The organism is Nocardioides terrigena (assembly GCF_003047265.1).
GTDB lineage: Bacteria > Actinomycetota > Actinomycetes > Propionibacteriales > Nocardioidaceae > Nocardioides > Nocardioides terrigena.
This window is the reverse complement of record NZ_PZYY01000001.1, coordinates 1-17,780: the sequence shown is the minus strand read 5'-3', so window position 1 is coordinate 17,780 and position 17,780 is coordinate 1. Positions and strand designations below refer to the sequence as shown.

Genomic DNA, 17,780 nt, shown 5'->3' with positions numbered 1-17,780 from the left:
CGGCGGGTCAGAGGATGTCGTGGACGAACTCGCCCAACTGGGTGAGGTTGCGGCACTCCACCATCGGCACGATCTCGCCGTAGGCACGGGCGGCACTGTCGCCCGTGCCCCAGTGGCGGGCGTGCTCGGGGTTGAGCCACCACGCGTGGCGCGCGGACCCGGCCAGGTCCCGCAACGTCTCCAGCGCCAGATCGCTGTAGTTGGACCGCGCGTCACCGAGGACCAGCAGGGAGGACCTCGGCCCGAGGGCGTCCGCGTGCTCGTCGGCGAACGTCGTGAACGCACGCCCGTAGTTGGTGCGCCCCCACCGCGCGGCGTGCGCGGTGCTGGCGGCGAGGTTCTCCATCACCTCGACCACGTCCCCGCCCGGCGTGAAGTGGTGGCTGACCTCGTGGACCTGGTCGACGAAGGTGAAGGCGCGCACCTTGTGGAACTGCTCGCGCAGCGCGTAGACGAGCAGCAGCGTGAACTGCGCGAAGTTGGCCACCGACCCGCTGACGTCGCACAGGACGACCAGCTCGGTGCGGTGCGGGCGCTTCGGGCGGTGGTGCGTCTCCATCGGCACGCCGCCCGTGGCCAGCGACGCACGCACGGTGCGCCGGAAGTCGAGCGCCCCCCGGCGCCGGGCGTGCTGCTCCTTGGTCAGGCGTACGGCGAGCCGCCGGGCCAGCGGGTAGATCTCGCGGCGCATCTCCTCCAGGTCCGAGCGGCGGGCCGAGGTGAAGTCGAGCCGGTCGATGGTCGGGCGCACTACCACGTCGGCCACGTGCTCGGGACCCTTCTCCTCGGCCAGGCGACGACGGGCGTCCGCCTCGACCAGCCGGGTGAACGCGCCCACGCGGTTCCCCGCGACCCGCTCGGCGTCCGCGGGGTCGGCGCCGTCGCGCAGCAGTCCCGCGACGAGCTGCTCGACCAGCTCCTGGGGCGTCACCCGCTGCAGGGCGGTGTACGCCGACCAGCTCGACAGCCCGGGCCCCCGGCCGGGCATCGCGCCGAAGCGCGCCATCGCCTCGACCGCCAGGTCCTGGACGCGCTGGTCGTCCCCGGTCTCGAGCGCGGCGGCCAGCTCCTCGCGAAAGCTTCGCAACGCCGCCGCGTTGTCCCGCACCCCGCCCGCCTGCTCCTCCGCCGACGCCGACCCATCGGGATCGCCGGCGACTCCCTCGCCGACCAGCCGCGGGTAGTAGAGGTCGAAGATCGCGTCGAACGTGACCCGCTGCGACTGCTTCTTGACCACGGTCGCGGCGTACGCCGTGCGCACCACCTCGCGTTCGTGCCAGCCGATGCGCTCCAGGGCGGCGATGGCGTCCAGGCCCTCGGCCAGCGACACCGACAGGCCCGCCGAGCGCAGGGCCTCGAGGAGGCCGATGTGGGTGTCGAGGAGGGTCATGGCGGGTTCACGGTCCCGTCACCGGGTGGCGGCGAGGCGGAGCTCCTTGACGGCGCGCTCGTGGTCGGAGGAGTGCTTGAGCACCACGCCGAGCGTGCGGCGTACGGCCTCCTCGTCGAGGTCGCCGATCTCCAGCGCGATGAGAGTGCGGGCCCAGTCGACGGACTCGGCGATGGACGGCGCCTTCTTGAGCTCGAGCTCGCGCAGCCGGGCCACCACCTCGACGAGCTGGGTGGCCACCTTGTCGGACAGGCCGGGGACCTGGGAGGTGACGATCTCGCGCTCGCGCTCGGAGTCGGGGTAGTCGAGGTGGAGGAACAGGCAACGCCGCTTGACGGCCTCGGAGAGCTCCCGCGTCGCGTTGGAGGTCAGGACGACGAACGGCCGGCGCGTGGCGGTCACGGTGCCAAGCTCGGGGATGGTGACCTGGAAGTCCGACAGCACCTCCAGCAGCAAACCCTCGACCTCGACGTCGGTCTTGTCGACCTCGTCGATGAGCAGCACCGTCGGCTCGTCGCGACGGATGGCGGTCAGCAGCGGGCGGGTCAGCAGGAACTCGTCGGTGAAGATGTCGTCGTGGGTCTCGTCCCACCCCTCGTCACCGCTCGCCTGGATGCGCAGCAGCTGCTTCTTGTAGTTCCACTCGTAGAGCGCGCGGGCCTCGTCGAGCCCCTCGTAGCACTGCAGCCGCACCAGCTCGGCGCCGCTCGCCCGCGCCACCGCCTTGGCCAGCTCGGTCTTGCCCACGCCGGCCGGGCCCTCGACCAGCAGGGGCTTCTCCAGCGCACCCGCGAGGTACGCCGTGGTGGCGGTCGCCGCGTCGGCGAGGTAGCCGGTGGCGTGCAGGCGGGCGGAGGCGTCGTCGGGGTTCGCGAACCAGGAGGTCACGGCGCGAGCCTACGGGCCCCGCTTGGTTGGCAGCCGCCACGCCCGGCCTACGCCCCCTCAGCCCGCGGGCGCTCGCTGCGTTCGCGACCGCTTGGCAGAGGGGGCGGGATTCGAACCCGCGGTAGGTCTCCCTACGACCGCTTTCAAGGCGGTTCCGATCGGCCGCTCCGGCACCCCTCCTCGTGACCACCCGGAGGTGGGCACGGGCAGCATTCTAGGAGGCCGGTCGGCGCGCGCTACTCGGAGCCGCCGAACTCCATCTCCACGTCGTCGTACGCGAGGTCCCGGAGCTTCTGGAAGTGGCGGTCGATGTCGGCCAGCAGCCGCAGCAGCGCCTGCCGCACCTCGGCCACGTCGGGGCTCTCCAGCACCTGGGGGCCGAGCTCGCCCATCCGGGCGATCAGCGCGGTCCGCTCGCGCAGCGCGGCGGTGCCGCGGGCGGCGAGCCAGGCGTCGTCGGGGTGCTCCGACTCGCGGATCAGCACCTCGCGGACGTCGGCGAGACGCTGCCGGATCGTCCAGCGCCAGTTGCCCAGGGCGATGCCCGGCTCCGGGGGCGCGTCGAGGGCGCGGTGCAGGGCGCTCATGGCCGTGGCCGCACTCGACATGGCACCTCCCCAGCCGTCCGGGTCCCCCGAGTGTGGACCCGCGCAGAGGCACGTTACAAGGGCCAACTGGCGATCCGACTCCCGGATGGGGTGCAATCCTCCTGTGCCGTCCGACTATCGACTCGCCCCCGCCGTCACCGCCCGCGTGATGGGCGTCGTGCTCGTCCTGATCGCGGTCATGGTGTTCGTCGCCACCGCCGCGGTCGCGTTCCTCGACCTGCACACCGCCGTGCTGCTCGTGCCGGCCGTGCTGGCGATCGCCCTGCTCGTCGCAGCGACCCTCGCCATCGGCCGGCGCGGCTGGGTGGTGCGCCTCGGCGACGAGGGCTACCGGGTGCAGTGGGTCCGCGGGGTGGGTGTCCCCGCCGCCCGGTGGAAGGACGTCGAGGACGCCGTCACGACGACCCGCGCGGGCTCGCCGTGCGTGGTCCTGCGGCTGCGCAACGGCGGCACCACGACGATCCCGGTCGACGTGCTGGCGGGCGACCGCGAGGCGTTCGTCCGCGACCTCCAGCGGCACCTGACCGACGGCCAGGGGCTGCGTCCGCTCTGAGGCGGCACCTGATTCGGCAGATCCCGCGGGGGCCTTGTAGCCTGTGCGGGCTCGTCCTCGGCGAGCGTGGAGGCGTCGCCTAGTCCGGTCTATGGCGCCCGCCTGCTAAGCGGGTTTGGGGCTACAACCCCATCGAGGGTTCAAATCCCTCCGCCTCCGCCATCCTCTGGCCTCCTGCACGGGGGCCAGAGTGCATTTGGGCCGCCACCTGTGCCACGGTGGAGGCCCGATTGCACGTGTGTGCAATGCACACACTTGCAGCCCCGACCATGGTGACGCACGGGTGCCGATCGACGACAATGGGTGCTCGTGGTCCCCCCGGACCCAGAGACAAGAGGGTGAATGAGCATGACTGCACGTCGCATCGCCGCCGCACTTCTGGCCGCAGCCCTGACCGCAGGCGCCGTGGGCGTCACGAGCGCCCCCGCCCAGGCCTTCAAGGACACCACCTGGCCGAGCGGCAGCGTGATCAGCTCTCGCTGAGCCACACCGTTCCCCCCTCGAAGCGGGCCGCGACTCAGTCGCGGTCCGCTTCGACGTGCGGCTCCGCATCGTTGCCGGTGATGCCCCGCCGGCCCATCTCGTAGCCGAGCTGGAACCGCGTGTCCACCTGGAACTCGTGCTTGAGGTCCGAGACGTACGCCGCGTAGGTGCGCGGGCTGACCCCGAGGCGCTTGGCGCCCACCGGATCGGCGTGACCGCCCACCAGCATCCTGATCGTCATCGCCCGCTGCTCGGCGGCGATGTCGCGCATCAGCGGCGTCTCGCGGTTGGTGAACGGGCGGGCCCGCTCCCACGACCGCTCGAAGAGGTCGGCGAGGTAGTGCACCAGCGACGGCTCCCGGACGGCCAGTGCCGTCCGCTCCTCGGTGCCCGGGACGATCGCCAGGCGACGGTCGACCACGATCAGCCGGTCGAAGAACTCGTCGAGCGTGCGCACCTGGGCGCCCTCGGCCGTCACCGCGGCGACGTACTTGTGCGTGGCCGAGCTGCGGCGGGCCGCGTGCTGGTAGAGCGTGCGCATCCTGACGCCGCGGCGCAGGGCGCCCACCTCACGCTCGAACGCCTGCGGCAGCTGCTCCATCGCCCGGCCCGTCTGGGGCTGGGCCGTCAGCAGCTCCTGCGCCGCGTCGGCCACGGCAGAAGTGATGTACGGCGCGATGGCCTCGCCGCGCAGCTCGATGAAGGGGCCCTTGACCGAGCCCGGGGACCGGCGCCAGGTCTGCGAGAGGTTGCCGAACGCCTGGGCCCACTGGCCCGACTCGGTGATGAGCTCGGCACCCTGCTGGCCCAGCGGGGCGACGACCCGCGACTGGACGGTCGCGGGGTCCACCGCCACCCACGTCGCGTCCAGCTCGTCGGCGGTGACCAGGCCGAGCTCCTGGAGGAGGTCGAAGGCCTCGCGGTCGGGACCACGGTCGGCGATGCGCGGGTCGGCCTTGGGGATGCCGCCCTGGGTGGCGATCTCCTCGTACAGCGCGGTGGCAGCAGACTCGAAGAGCGTGCGCTCTCCCGGGCCGAAACTGGTCATCCCACCGCCTCCCTGTGATCCCGGGCGATCCTTCCACACCCCGGAGACGCAGCAGGCCCGTCCGGAGGAATCTCCGGACGGGCCCGTCGCGATCGCCGTCAGCCGGCGGTGCGGCCGCCGCTCAGGCTTCGAGGCGCTGCTTGAGCCCGTCGAGCTCGGTCCACAGCACGGCGGGCAGGTCGTCGCCGAACTTCTCGAACCACTCCTGGATCTGCGGGATCTCGGCCTTCCACTCCTCGACGTCGACGGCCAGCGCGGCCTCGATCGCCTCGGGCGTCATGTCGAGGCCCTCGACGTCGAGCGAGCCGGGCGCCGGCACGTGGCCGATCGGGGTCTCCACTGCGGCCGCCTGACCCTCGAGGCGCTCGATGACCCACTTGAGGACCCGGCTGTTCTCGCCGAAGCCCGGCCACAGGAAGCCGCCGTCCTCGTCGCGACGGAACCAGTTGACGTAGAAGATGCGGGGCATCTTGGACGCGTCGTTGTCCTTGCCCATGTTGATCCAGTGGCTGAAGTAGTCGCCGGCGTTGTAGCCGATGAACGGCAGCATGGCCATCGGGTCGCGACGCACGATGCCGACCGCGCCCACCGCAGCCGCGGTGGTCTCGGAGGACAGCGTCGCGCCCATGAAGGTGCCGTGGGTCCAGTCGCGGGCCTCGGTCACGAGCGGGATGGTCGTCTTGCGGCGACCACCGAAGAGGATCGCGTCGATCGGCACGCCGCGCGGGTCGTCGTACTCGGGGGCGAGCATGTCGCACTGCTTGATCGGCGTGCAGTAGCGGCTGTTGGGGTGGCTGGACAGCTCCTCGGACTCGGGGGTCCAGGGCTCGCCCTTCCAGGAGGTGGCCTTGGCGGGGGTGTTCTCGAGACCCTCCCACCAGACGTCGCCGTCCTCGGTGAGCGCGACGTTGGTGAACACCGAGTTGCCCTTGTTGATGGTGGCCATCGCGTTGGGGTTGGTGTGCTCGTTGGTGCCCGGGGCGACGCCGAAGAAGCCGTACTCCGGGTTGACGGCCCACAGGCGGCCGTCCTCGCCAATGCGCATCCACGCGATGTCGTCGCCGATGGCCTCGACCTTCCACCCGGGGATGGTCGGCTTGAGCATGGCGAGGTTGGTCTTGCCGCACGCGCTCGGGAAGGCCGCGGCGACGTACTTGGTGACGCCTGCGGGCGAGGTGAGCTTGAGGATGAGCATGTGCTCGGCCATCCAGCCCTCGTCGCGGGCGATGACGCTGGCGATGCGCAGGGCGTAGCACTTCTTGCCGAGCAGGGCGTTGCCGCCGTAGCCGGAGCCGAAGCTCCAGATCGTCCGCTCCTCGGGGAACTGGACGATGTACTTGGTGTCGTTGCACGGCCACGCGACGTCGGCCTGGCCCTCGGCGAGCGGCATGCCGACCGAGTGCAGCGCCGGCACCCACTTGCAGTCCTCGCCGATCTCCTCCATCGCGCGGAGGATCTCGGTGCCCATCCGGGCCATGACGCGCATGGAGACGGTGACGTACGCCGAGTCGGTGACCTCGACGCCGAACATCGGGTTCTCGGCCTCGACGTGGCCCATGACGAACGGGATGACGTACATGGTGCGGCCCTTCATGCAGCCGGCGTACAGCCCGCGCATGAGGTCCTTCATCTCGTTCGGGTCCATCCAGTTGTTGGTGGGCCCGCAGTCCTTCTCGTCGACCGAGCAGATGAAGGTCCGGTCCTCGACGCGCGCCACGTCGGTGGGGTCGGAGGCCGCGTAGAACGAGTTGGGCTTGATCTCGGGGTTGAGGCGGGTGAACGTGCCGGAGGCCTCGAGGGCCGCGGTGAGCTCGGCCCACTCCTCGTCGGAGCCGGTGCACCAGTGGATCGCGTCGGGCTGCGTCAGCTCGGCGACCTCGGTGACCCAGGCGAGAATGCCCTGGTGGGTGGTGGGCGCCCCGCTGGTGGTGGTGCGGGCGTCGGTGGTGGCGGTCATGCGGTGGATCCCTCTCGCGCATTCGCGGCGTACGCCCCCGTGCTGCGGTGGGCGTCGCCGGCCGTCGAGCGTATCGACGGAGGTGTCGTGGTAAGCCCGGCCCCATTGCCCGGCCCCGTGCGGGTGCGGCGAGGCTAGCGTCGCCCCCAGCGCCCTCATATTGGATCGATCCACCGATGAGAGCCACGTCACGTCGGGCGTACGACGCGGGAGGCGGCCCCTAGACCGGCGCGTCCGGGTCGATGCTGCGGGTCTCGCTGCGACGGTCGCGGGTGTCGACCAGGTCGCTGAGGTAGACCTTGGGCAGCATCTTGGCGACGGCGAGCGTCACGTAGATCATCGTGTTGATGGCGACGAACGCCGCCAGGACGGCGACGAGCTCGTAGCGCAGGATGCTCTCCGGCAGCAGCAGCCCCATCGGGACCACGCTCCCCGCCAGGACGTCGGCCATGCCGCTCACCGGGCCGCCCACCTCAGCCCTCCATCCGGGCGCCGGACCCGGTCTGTACGACGTGCTTCCACGTCGCCTGCCGCGCCAGCGAGAGGTCCCAGACGCCCTTGACGTAGACCAGGTTGAGGAACATCGCGTAGAAGAGCTCGGGGAAGAGCGACAGGCCGAGCAGCCGGGCCTTCCAGCCGCCCCGCCACACCGTCACCACCCGCTCGAGGGTGAAGACGAGGCCCACCCCGATCCAGAACGGGAACCACACCCAGGTCGTGGTGGCCAGCACCATGAGCAGGATCAGCGCGAGGTAGGCGCCGAGGGCGATCACGCCGTAGCCGATCCCGAGCTGCTGCATCCAGTAGCGGAACGTCTGGGGCCGCAGGCCGTAGGCGCCGAGGTTCTCCAGCGCGCCACGCTGCCAGCGCAGGCGCTGGTTCCACAGGGCCCGCCACCCCGGCATCACCTCGGTGACCACGGTGCACTCGGCCGGCGAGATCATCAGCGCACCCAGCGACTTGAGCGCGATGGTCAGCTCGTTGTCCTCCGTCAGGGCGACCGTGTCGTAGACGTCGCCCGGGACGCCGGGGAGGTTGTGGCCCCGCTCGGCGGCCACGGCCCGCAGCGCCCGTGGCCGGAAGACCGACGCGGTGCCGGTGAGCACGAAGACGCGGCCACGGCGGCGGCGCAGGTCGCGCTGGTAGCGGGTGTACTCGTTGCGCTGGAACTGACCGATCAGCCCCGCGCCGTCCTCGCCGTAGAAGAGACCGCCGACCGCCATCAGCGCCCGGTCATGAGTGAGCCGCGCGGTGGCGCCCTCGAGGAACCCGGGGTCGAGGGTCGTGTCGGCGTCCATCACCATCACGCAGTCGTTGTCGCCGAGGCCCGGCAGGACCTCGCGCAGGGCCTGGTTGAGGCCGCCGGCCTTCTTGTGGACGTTGTCGACCGTCTCGTGCACGTCGACGCCGGCCTCGCGGGCCAGCCGCACGGTCGCGTCGGTGCAGTTGTCGGCCACCACCACCACGCGCCGCGGGGGCACGGACTGCGACAACAGCGAGGCGAGGGTCTCGGAGATGCAGGACTCCTCGTTGTGGGCCGGGATGAGCACGGTGATGGTGACCGGGCCGGCGTACTCCCCCCGGGTCTCGGCCATCACCAGCCTGGGCGCCAGCGGCATCCGGTCGGGGTCCTCGCTGCGGCGTGCCTTGGTGACCAGTCGCCGCTCGAGGGTGGCAACACCGGCGGCCAGCAGCAGCGCCACGCCGACCGCCGCCAGCATCACCCGCGGCGAGGGCATCTCGGTGTCGTAGAAGACCTGCCAGATGCCGAACAGCAGTCCCTCGGTCGGCGGCTGGCCCGACTCGGGGTCGCCGGCCGCGACGGCGGCCCACAGGGCGCCGGCCCCGAGCGTGGCGGTGCCGATGATCGCCAGCCCCACCGAGCGCTGCAACCACTGCATGGATCCCGAGCCTCCCTTTCCGTGTGTGTCCTGCCCTGTCGAGCGTCAGTCCGCGGGCGCCGCCAGCACCCGGGGGGTCATGAAGGAGGCGATGAACTCGCTCTCGGGGACCGGCCTGCCGATGAGGAAGCCCTGGGCGAAGTCGACGCCCTCGGCCCGGACGACCTCGAGGATCTCCGGCGAGGAGACGAACTCGGCGACGGTCCGCTTGCCCAGGTCGCGGGCGATGCCGACGATCGAGCGCATGATGGTGCGGTCGACCTGGGACTCGTGCACGTGCGCGACGAACTCGCCGTCGATCTTCACGTAGTCGAAGATCAGGTGCTTGAGGTAGTAGAACGACCCGAACCCGGCGCCGAAGTCGTCGAGCGCGAAGGCACAGCCCAGCTCGGTCATCCGCTCGGCGAACTCCCGGGCCAGGGCGACGTCGGCCACCGCGGCCGTCTCGGTGATCTCCAGGATGAGCGCCGACGGGTCCACCGCGTGCCGCGCGAGCGAGTCGCGGATGGTGCTCTCGATGTCGGGGTGGCCGATGGAGTGGCCCGACAGGTTGACCTCGAGCTCGAAGGTCGGGTCGATCTCGCGCAGCCGGGCCAGGATCGCCAGGCTGTGCTCGACGACCCAGGCGTCGACCTCCGGCATCAGCCCGGTCCGCTCGGCGATGTAGACGAAGCGGGACGGCGGCACCAGCTCGTCCTCGTCGCGCAGGCGCAGCAGCACCTCGGCCGAGGTGATGCGGTCGTGCGCGAGGCTCATGATCGGCTGGAGGTGGAGCTCGAAGCGGTCCTTCTCGAGGGCCTCCTCGATCCGGCTCTGCCACTGCAGGCGCGCCGAGAACTTGGGTGGGCGCATGTCGCCCTCCGGGAGGACGGCGACCTGGTTGCGGCCCGCCTCCTTGGCGTCGTACATCGTCATGTCGGCGAGCGCCAGGATGTCGGTCGCGTGCTCGCTGGCAGCCTGGAAGGTCACCGCACCGACGCTGGCGGTGACGCGGCGGCGTACGCCGTCGAGGGTGGCGGCGAGCTCGCGGACCCGGTCCACCACGTCGCGCCCGACCCGCTCGGCGCCGGCCTGGTCGCCGTCGGTCAGCAGCAGGGCGAACTCGTCGCCGCCGAGGCGGGCGACGACGTCGGTGTCGCGCACCGACCGGCGCAGGATGCCACCGATGGTGACGAGCAGCTGGTCGCCGGCGTTGTGGCCCAGGCTGTCGTTGACCTGCTTGAAGTTGTCGAGGTCGAGGAGCAGGACCGCGCCGCTCTGGCCGTAGCGACGGCACCGCTCGAGGTGGCGCTGGAGCTCGGTGTCGAACCGGCGCCGGTTGGCCAGGCCGGTCAGCACGTCGTGGTCGACGAGGTGGGCGAGACGGTCCTGGTAGCGCCGGCGCTCGGACACGTCGACGACGTTGACCAGCACGATGTCGGGCTCGTCGGACCCCTGGCGCCGCAGCAGCCGGCTGCTCAGCGCCACGTGGATGTCCTGGCCTCGGTAGTCGCGCACGACGCAGTCGGAGGCGCTGGAGCGCGACACGTCCTCGTGGATGCGGGCCAGGTGGTTGGCGATCGAGGCGTCACCCGGCGGGGAGAGCTCGATCAGCCAGGTGCCCTCGAGCTCGTCGGGCGGCAGGCCGACGAGCCCGCACAGCGCCGCGTTGACGAACTGGATCCGCCCGGAGGTGTCGAGCACCGCGACCCCGTGGGGTGCGTCGAGGAAGAGGCGCTCGCTCTGCTCGGTCGCCGTGTGCGCGGCACGCGTCTCGCGCTCCAGCCGCGTCACGATCCGCTGCACGACCCGGCCGAGCACGACGGTGAGGGCGACGAGGATGACGGCGCGCCGCCAGTCCTCCACGGGGTACTCCGGCTCCCCGACGAGGAACACCGGGGCGAGGATCGTGAGGCCGGCGAGGACGCTCGCGACGTACAGCTCACGCCGCGTGCCGGTGATCGCCAGCCACAGGATGGGGACGAAGAGCAGCACGGCAAGCCCCGACGGCGAGCCGCCCCCCGCATCGCGGACGAGGGCCACGAAGAGGAAGGTGAGGTAGGCCGCCGCCGGGTCGACCCAGGACCGCTCCGGCCGGCGGGTGCTCTCGATGAGCAGGCCCATGATGACGAAGTAGGTGAGGGTCGCGAGGGCCAGCACGACCCACGACACGTCGTACGGCGGGAACAGCACGGTGACCAGGCCGAGCCCGCAGATGATCCCGAAGGGACGCATGAGTCGCAACGACGGGCGGCGGCGGTCGAACCGACGCTCGCCCGCGGCCTGTGCTGTCCCGAGACCCGACATGGTGCCTCGAGCGTAGCCGCTGGAGGCCCCCCGGACGTGGCAACGGCCCCGGTCGTGGACCGGGGCCGTCGTGGTGGAGCGTGCTCGCGTCGTACGACGCTCAGGCGCCGTCGGCCTCCAGCGCCTTGGCCACGCGGCGGTGGGCCTCCCAGATCGCCTCGGGCATCCGGTCGAACTGCTCGAGGTGCTCGGCGCGGTTGGCCATCTCCTGCTGCCAGCGCGCGTTGTCGATCGTCAGGATGGTCTCGAGGTCCTTCGGGCTGATGTCGACGCCCTCGAGGTTGAGCTCCTCCTCGGTCGGCACGATGCCGACCGGGGTCTGGCGCCCGGTGACCTCGCCGTTGCGGAGCTGGAGCAGCCACAGCAGCGGGCGCAGGTTGTCGCGGTAACCGGGCCACAGGAAGTGGCCGTCCTGCGGGTCCCGCTGGAACCAGTTGACGTGCGCGAAGATCGGCTGGTCGGTGGCCGCGCCGACGACGTCGAGGTAGTGCTGGGCGTAGTCGCCCTCGCCGTACGCCATGAACGGGCGGTTGGACATCGGGTCGTAGCGCAGCACGCCCTCCTTGCCCTCCGCCGCGGCCGTGGCCTCGGCACCCAGGGTCAGGCCGTCGTAGACCCCCTCGGCGAGGTCGTGGATGGCCCGGATGAGCGGCTCGCGGTCACGGGTGCGACCGCCGAAGATGATCGCGTCGATCGGCACCCCGGCGGCGGCGTCGAAGTCCTCGGCGATGTTGGGCACGTTGGCCAGCGTCGTGGTGAACCGGCTGTTGGGGTGCGCCCACGGGGAGGAGTCGCTGTCCTTGCGGTCGGCCAGCGGCGAGCCGGTCCAGTCGAGCCAGCCGTGCACGTTGCTCGGCGGGCTCGGCGTGCGGCCCTCCCACCAGACCTCCCCGGTCGTCGGGTTGTAGGCGACGTTGGTGAAGATCGCGTCGGTGCCGGGGTCGATGGAGTGCAGGGCGGTCGGGTTGGTGCGCTCGTTGGTGTCCTTGGCGACGCCGAAGACGCCGTACTCGGGGTTCATCCCCATCAGCCGGCCGGACTCCTCGTCGACCCACAGCCACGCGATGTCGTCGCCGTAGAACGACACGTGGTACCGCTCGCCGAGCACGTCGGGGGCGAGCATCATCGCCAGGTTGGTCTTGCCGGAGGCGCTCGGGAAGCCGCCGCAGATGTGGTAGTCCTTGCCAGTCTCGTTGTCATGGATCCCGATGAGCATGTACTGCTCGGCGAGGAACTTCTTGCTGGCCCAGCCGTCGTACGCACCCTGGCGCAGGCCGTGGGCGATCTTGCCCAGCAGCGCGTTGCCGCCGTACGACGACCCGAAGTGCAGGATCGTGCGCTCGTCGGCCACCGTGACGAAGTAGCGCTGGTCGCGCTCGGTGCCCTGGCCGAGGTTCTCCAGGTCGCCGGTGACGTGGACGGCGCGCACGAAGTGGTCGGGGTCGTCGAGCTCGTCGAGGAAGTGCGGGGCCACCCGCGACATCCGGATCATGTGCAGCACGACGGTGCGGGTGTCGGTCAGCTGGACCCCGGCCGCCCAGGGCGCAAGGGCGTTGCCGGGGGGCGACATCAGGTAGGGGATGACGTACATGGTCTTGCCGACGCTGGCGCCGCGCATACTGTCGTGCAGCAGCGGCTTCATCTCCGAGGCCGGGCGCCAGTTGTTGTAGACGCCCTTGTCCTTCTCGTCGTTGGTCGCGACGATCGTGCGCTCCTCCGAGCGTGCGGTGTCCTTGTAGTAGCTGCGCGAGTAGTAGAGCCCCTCCCCCGCGGGGTGGAGCTCCCCTGCGTCGAGGGCCTCCTGGATCAGGCGGGCGTCGTCGGCCGCTCCGACGACCTCGATCCGCTCGGCTCCGGTGAGCTCGGCGTACTCCGCCACGAACTCGCGGACCCTGGGGTTCTTGAGCCCCGCGGCGTCCAGTGCTGCCTCGACATCTGCCATCTGACCTGTGCCTCTCGTGAGGTGGATCGGGGGCGTCTCGACCGCCCCGATCGCGCGACGTGCCGCCACCATAACGAGGCTCCGCCGATTGGAACGCTCCACTTCTCGACGGGTTCTGGGATCCACGTCACGTCGACCCCGGGGGGTGGGATTTCGGGTGGCGGCGGGGGTCCGCTATTCTCGTCCGGTCGCGCTGTTCGCAGCACGGCATGCGCCTGTAGCTCAACGGATAGAGCATCTGACTACGGATCAGAAGGTTTGGGGTTCGAATCCCTACAGGCGCGCAGATGGCCCCGGCTCCTCGAGCCGGGGCCGTTTTCGTTGCTCGACAGTCCCGCGTCACTCGTTCGGGTGAAGCCTGTGGAGAAGCACCCACGTCGTGCGGCTCCCTGACCTATCCTCGCGTCGGCGGCGTGGACCGCCGACGGGGGGAACGGACCGGTGGACGTGCAGGACGACGAGCTCATTGCCGACGCGTCCTTCGACCGCTACGCCCGGCTCGTGCGGCACTCGCTCGGGGTGCCGGTGGCCCTGGTGTCGATCGTCGAGGAGGACCGCCAGGTCTTCCCCGGCGCCGAGGGCCTGCCCCCGTCGTACCAACGGGCCCGCCAGACGCCGCTCTCGCACTCCTTCTGCCAGTACGTCGTGGCCGACGAGCAGCCGCTCGTGCTCACCGACGCCCGCCTCGACCCGCGACTGCGGGACAACTGCGCCATCGACGACCTCGACGTCATCGCCTACGCCGGCTGGCCGATCCGCGACCAGCACCAGCGGGTGATCGGTTCGCTGGCCGCCATCGACTCCGAGCCTCGGGCGTGGTCCGCCCACGAGCTCGCGATGCTGGAGGACCTCGCCGCCTCGTGCTCGGCCGAGATCGCGCAGCGCGAGCTGCGCCGGACCGCCGACGAGGGCATCGACTACGCCACCCACCTCGTGTGGCGGGCCAACGTGCTGCTGGAGCTCAGCCAGGCGCTCACCGCCACCCGCACGGTGACGGACGTGGCGACCGCCCTGGAGGACGTGGCCCGCGAGCACCTCGGCTGCCACCACGCGGTCCTGTGGCTGCACTCCGTGGCGGCGACCCTGGACGCGTTCGGCCACATCGGTGAGAGGGCAGCCAGGGGTCGGGACCGGATGCTGCTGGTCGCGAGCCGCCACGAGTGGGCCCGCGCACGTCAGTTCAGCGACGTGCCCGCCGACTCGAGCACGCCGCTGGGGGACGTCTTCTACGGACGCCGCGCCATGTTCTTCGAGGGACCGGACGCGCAGAACGCCGCCTACCCGGCCGTCGGCACGTCGCGGGAGACCGGCGTCGCCCGTGCCTTCGAGCCGCTGGGGGTCGAGGGCCAGGTCTTCGGGGTCCTGGCCCTGCTGTGGCCCACGGAGCGCACGTTCACCGACGACGACCGGATCACCATCTCGGCACTCACGTCCTACACCGCCTCGGCCGTCCAGCGCGCCCTGCTCCTGCAGGACCGCATCGAGACGGCACGCATCCTGCAGAGCGCCCTCCTGACCACGCTGCCCGACGTGGCCGGGCTCGACCTGGCCGCCCGCTACCGCCCGGCCGCCGCTCGCGAGCAGGTGGGCGGCGACTGGTACGACGCCGTGGTGATGCCCGACGGGGCCACGGCACTGGTGATCGGCGACGTCGTCGGCCACGACATGAAGGCCGCCGCCGACATGGGCCAGCTCCGGACCGCCCTGCGCGCCCACCTGCACTCCGGCGACGGCTCGCCCTCCGCCACCGTCGAGCAGCTGGACCGGTCGCTGGAGCCCCTCGGCATCGACGCGCTCGCCACCCTCGTGGTGGCACGCATCGAGGGCGGTCAGGTCCGCTGGACCAACGCCGGGCATCCGCCACCGCTGCTCATCGACCCCGCCGGCGGGGTCCGCTGGCTCGAGACGGACATCTCGCCGCTCGTCGGGCTCGCACCGGACGTCACGCGACCCGAGGGCGAGGCGGAGATGGCGTCCGGGTCAACGCTGCTGTTCTTCACCGACGGGCTGGTCGAGCGGCGCGGCGAGGACATCGACGACGGCCTCGACCGGCTGGCCCGGTCCGCGAGCGCCCGCCGGAGCCTGCCGGCGGCCGGGCTCGTGGACGGCATCCTCGACGACATGCTCGTCGGGCAGCTCAAGGACGACGTCGCGCTGCTCGCCGTACGCCTCGTCTGAACCCCTCCGTCGCCGCACGACCGTGAGGTGTCGGTGCGTCGTCCTAGGCTCGCTGTGTGACGGACGCGAGGTGGGACCGCAGGCCCGTACGCCGCGTGTCCGCGGGGCCGGACGTCCCCGACCACGCCGGCTGGCCGCGGACGGTCCCGGCGGTGGACCACCTGCTGCGCGACGGGCTCGACCTCCCGACGGGCGTGACCGTGCTGATCGGCGAGAACGGCAGCGGCAAGTCCACCCTGGTCGAGGCCATCGCCATGGCCTACGGGCTCTCGCCGGAGGGCGGCTCGATCGGCGCGCGGCACTCGACGCGGCGCACGGAGTCGGACCTCCACGAGTGGCTGCGGCTCGAGCGGTCGGTCGGTGTGCGGCGGTGGGGCTTCTTCCTCCGCGCGGAGACGATGCACGGGTTCTACAGCTACCTCGCCGACAACCCCGGGACCGGGGACGAGCCCGACTTCCACGCCCTCAGCCACGGCGAGTCCTTCCTCGCCGTGCTCCGGACCCGCTTCACCTCACCCGGTTTCTACTGCCTCGACGAGCCCGAGTCGGGGCTGTCGTTCTCCGCGCAGGTGGCGCTGGTGAGCACGCTGCACGAGATCGGGCAGGCCGGCGGCCAGGTCCTCTGCGCGACCCACTCCCCGCTGCTCGCCGCGATCCCGGGTGCGCACCTCGTCGAGGTCGGACCGTGGGGGCTGCGCCCGACGACGTACGGCGACCTCGAGGCGGTGGCGCACTGGCGCTCCTACCTCGACGAGCCGATGCGCTACCTGAGGCACGTGCTGTGAGGACGCGCCGGACGCTCGCCGCGACGGCCCTGGCGGCCGCGCTCGCGTCCGGCCTGCTGGTGTCCTGCTCCGACGAGCCGGAGTGGACCGCGGGGGAGGTCCCCCTGCCCGACGGGCCGCCCGGGCGGATCGCGGTGCGCGACGCGGTCCACTGCGGCGAGGGCTGGTGGGCCGTCGGCGGCGTGCTGCTCTCGCCGCCCACCGAGGACCGCGACTCCCGGCCCGCGGCGTGGCGCTCGACCGACGGCACCACGTGGGAGGCGGTGCCGGTCAGCGCCCAGACCTACTGGGGTCGTCGGGCCGTCCTCTCGGGGGTCGGCTGCTCCGACGGACGGGTGGTGGCGGTGGGGGCGCGCTCCGGCGGCGCGCACGGCAACCCCCGGGTCACCTCGTTCTTCCAGGACGGCGACGGGCTCGACGACCGACTCGCCCCCTTCAACCTGTTCAACGGCGACACGGCCACCAACGTCGGGCCCGTCACTGGGGCGGCACCGGGCTGGCTGATCACGGGCAACCGGGTGAGTGGACCGGCGGTGTGGCACTCCACGGACGGACGCGACTTCACGATCGAGGAGGACGTGCCGGGTCTCGCCGACGAGGAGGACTTCCACTCCCTGGCGCAGGACGCCGCCTGGGACGGCGAGGAGTGGGTCGTCGTCGGTGGCGGCAACGCCACCGGCACCCTCGACCGCGAGCCCCTCGCCTGGACCTCGCCCGACGCGCGCAGCTGGGAGCGCCACAGTGTCGAGGGCAGCGAGGAGTTCGACGACCTCCAGCGCGTGGCCGTCACCGACTCGGCCCTGGTGGCGCTGGGGCTGCGCGGCGGTCGGTTCGGCTCGTGGCTGCGCGAGGACGGCGCGTGGGAGATGGCCTCGGTGTTCGGCGCCCTCCCCGAGAGTGCCCGGGCCAGCCCCTTCGTCGCGTCCCTCGCCACCAGCGACCGGGGACTGTGGGCGACCACCAGCGACGGGGCGTCGTACGCCCTCTGGCGCAGCGAGGACGGCGAGGAGTGGTCGGAGGTCACCACCCCCGCCACGCCACCGGAGACGGCGGGCGAGCACGTGCTGGTCGTGGCCGCACACGAGGACCAGGTCCTGCTGCTCTCCGACGACGGTGCCACCGGTCGGGTCTGGGCCTCCGACCGCTGAGTGTGGGATCGGTGTCGCCAGGTGGCACCGAACCCACACCCAGCTTCGCGACGACCCGGCCGGACACCCCTGGAGGGGTGGTCTCGTGGGCGCCCGCGCGTCAGGGTCGGGGTGAGGAACGAGGAGGAGTCATGGCCGAGAAGAAGAAGCAGGACCCGGGGCCGAGCGTCAAGGACCCGGAGGTCTACGAAGCGCTGCGTGACGACGGCGCGAGCAAGGAGAAGGCGGCCCGGATCGCCAACGCGGCGGCGGCCCGGGGTCGGTCCGCGGTCGGCGAGCGTGGCGGCGAGGCGACGGACTACGAGGACCGCACGGTCGACGAGCTCCGCAAGCGCGCCGCCGAGCTCGACATCGAGGGTCGCTCGTCGATGAGCAAGGCCGAGCTCATCGACGCCCTGCGCGGCCACTGACCGGCCACTTGCTGGGTCGCTGCCGGGGCGGCTCCCACAGCTGGCGGCGGCCGACAGCTCGAGCAGCCCGGCCCCCTCAACTGGCGGCGGGTGACAGCACGAGGGGCGTGTCATGTCTCGGGTTTGTCCGGACAGAGTTGATGTCTCAGGTCAGTCTGGACACTTCGGTGGTGGGCGTCTACGGCCGCGGGGTCGGCCGTTGC

The 17,780-nt window shown here is 71.7% G+C and carries 15 protein-coding genes and 3 tRNA genes; 8 read left to right on the top strand and 10 right to left on the bottom strand.

The window, feature by feature from the left end; genetic code table 11:
* Nucleotides 1–7: 7 nt before the first annotated feature.
* The 4 genes from DAE25_RS00085 to DAE25_RS00070 all read right to left on the bottom strand — a co-directional run bounded on the left by DAE25_RS00085 (nucleotide 8) and on the right by DAE25_RS00070 (nucleotide 2,886).
* Entirely contained in the window at nucleotides 8–1,390 is a 1,383-nt protein-coding gene (locus DAE25_RS00085; protein ID WP_107764257.1) for a vWA domain-containing protein, read from the bottom strand.
* 18 nt (nucleotides 1,391–1,408) lie between these two features.
* A complete protein-coding gene (locus DAE25_RS00080) occupies nucleotides 1,409–2,278 on the bottom strand; it encodes an AAA family ATPase (protein ID WP_107764256.1) in 870 nt (289 codons plus the stop codon).
* A 92-nt stretch (nucleotides 2,279–2,370) separates the two neighbouring features.
* Nucleotides 2,371–2,458: transfer RNA gene (locus DAE25_RS00075), tRNA-Ser, on the bottom strand.
* Nucleotides 2,459–2,514: 56 nt separating this feature from the next.
* Complete coding sequence (locus DAE25_RS00070) at nucleotides 2,515–2,886, bottom strand: hypothetical protein (RefSeq protein ID WP_056888150.1); 372 nt, start codon at nucleotides 2,884–2,886, stop codon at nucleotides 2,515–2,517.
* A 103-nt stretch (nucleotides 2,887–2,989) separates the two neighbouring features.
* Between DAE25_RS00070 and DAE25_RS00065 the strand changes: the two genes are divergently transcribed.
* From DAE25_RS00065 to DAE25_RS24070, 3 genes are all read left to right on the top strand, one after another.
* On the top strand, nucleotides 2,990–3,439 hold the full coding sequence (locus tag DAE25_RS00065; protein ID WP_234410750.1) for a hypothetical protein: 450 nt from the start codon (nucleotides 2,990–2,992) through the stop codon (nucleotides 3,437–3,439).
* A gap of 68 nt (nucleotides 3,440–3,507) precedes the next feature.
* A tRNA-Ser gene (locus DAE25_RS00060) sits at nucleotides 3,508–3,601 on the top strand.
* Nucleotides 3,602–3,787: 186 nt separating this feature from the next.
* Nucleotides 3,788–3,922 carry a hypothetical protein gene (locus DAE25_RS24070; RefSeq protein WP_267895238.1) on the top strand — a complete coding sequence of 45 codons (135 nt, stop codon included), beginning with the start codon at nucleotides 3,788–3,790 and terminating at the stop codon, nucleotides 3,920–3,922.
* Between the two features lie 34 nt (nucleotides 3,923–3,956).
* On the opposite strand, the gene DAE25_RS00055 is transcribed toward DAE25_RS24070, so the two are convergent.
* From DAE25_RS00055 to DAE25_RS00030, 6 genes are all read right to left on the bottom strand, one after another.
* On the bottom strand, nucleotides 3,957–4,970 hold the full coding sequence (locus DAE25_RS00055) for a TrmB family transcriptional regulator (protein WP_107764254.1): 1,014 nt from the start codon (nucleotides 4,968–4,970) through the stop codon (nucleotides 3,957–3,959).
* A 121-nt stretch (nucleotides 4,971–5,091) separates the two neighbouring features.
* Complete coding sequence (locus DAE25_RS00050; RefSeq protein ID WP_107764253.1) at nucleotides 5,092–6,927, bottom strand: phosphoenolpyruvate carboxykinase (GTP); 1,836 nt, start codon at nucleotides 6,925–6,927, stop codon at nucleotides 5,092–5,094.
* A 220-nt stretch (nucleotides 6,928–7,147) separates the two neighbouring features.
* Complete coding sequence (locus tag DAE25_RS00045) at nucleotides 7,148–7,378, bottom strand: hypothetical protein (protein WP_199907375.1); 231 nt, start codon at nucleotides 7,376–7,378, stop codon at nucleotides 7,148–7,150.
* Nucleotides 7,379–7,400: 22 nt separating this feature from the next.
* Nucleotides 7,401–8,828 (bottom strand): glycosyltransferase, encoded by a 1,428-nt coding sequence (locus tag DAE25_RS00040; protein ID WP_107764252.1) that lies wholly within the window; start codon nucleotides 8,826–8,828, stop codon nucleotides 7,401–7,403.
* A gap of 45 nt (nucleotides 8,829–8,873) precedes the next feature.
* On the bottom strand, nucleotides 8,874–11,114 hold the full coding sequence (locus tag DAE25_RS00035; protein ID WP_107764251.1) for a putative bifunctional diguanylate cyclase/phosphodiesterase: 2,241 nt from the start codon (nucleotides 11,112–11,114) through the stop codon (nucleotides 8,874–8,876).
* A 100-nt stretch (nucleotides 11,115–11,214) separates the two neighbouring features.
* Nucleotides 11,215–13,056: a phosphoenolpyruvate carboxykinase (GTP) gene (locus DAE25_RS00030; protein WP_107764872.1), complete on the bottom strand. Its 1,842-nt coding sequence runs from the start codon at nucleotides 13,054–13,056 to the stop codon at nucleotides 11,215–11,217.
* A 211-nt stretch (nucleotides 13,057–13,267) separates the two neighbouring features.
* Between DAE25_RS00030 and DAE25_RS00025 the strand changes: the two genes are divergently transcribed.
* The 5 genes from DAE25_RS00025 (at nucleotide 13,268) to DAE25_RS00005 (ending at nucleotide 17,577) form a co-directional block, all read left to right on the top strand.
* A tRNA-Arg gene (locus DAE25_RS00025) sits at nucleotides 13,268–13,340 on the top strand.
* 157 nt (nucleotides 13,341–13,497) lie between these two features.
* Nucleotides 13,498–15,234, top strand: coding sequence for a GAF domain-containing SpoIIE family protein phosphatase (locus DAE25_RS00020; RefSeq protein WP_107764250.1), 1,737 nt, complete (start codon nucleotides 13,498–13,500; stop codon nucleotides 15,232–15,234).
* 56 nt (nucleotides 15,235–15,290) lie between these two features.
* Nucleotides 15,291–16,019, top strand: a complete 729-nt coding sequence (locus DAE25_RS00015; protein ID WP_107764249.1) for an AAA family ATPase — start codon at nucleotides 15,291–15,293, stop codon at nucleotides 16,017–16,019.
* Nucleotides 16,016–17,167, top strand: a complete 1,152-nt coding sequence (locus DAE25_RS00010) for a hypothetical protein (protein ID WP_107764248.1) — start codon at nucleotides 16,016–16,018, stop codon at nucleotides 17,165–17,167. Before DAE25_RS00015 ends, DAE25_RS00010 begins: the two co-directional genes overlap by 4 nt.
* 131 nt (nucleotides 17,168–17,298) lie before the next feature.
* Nucleotides 17,299–17,577 (top strand): DUF7218 family protein, encoded by a 279-nt coding sequence (locus DAE25_RS00005; RefSeq protein ID WP_107764247.1) that lies wholly within the window; start codon nucleotides 17,299–17,301, stop codon nucleotides 17,575–17,577.
* Nucleotides 17,578–17,780 lie beyond the last annotated feature (203 nt).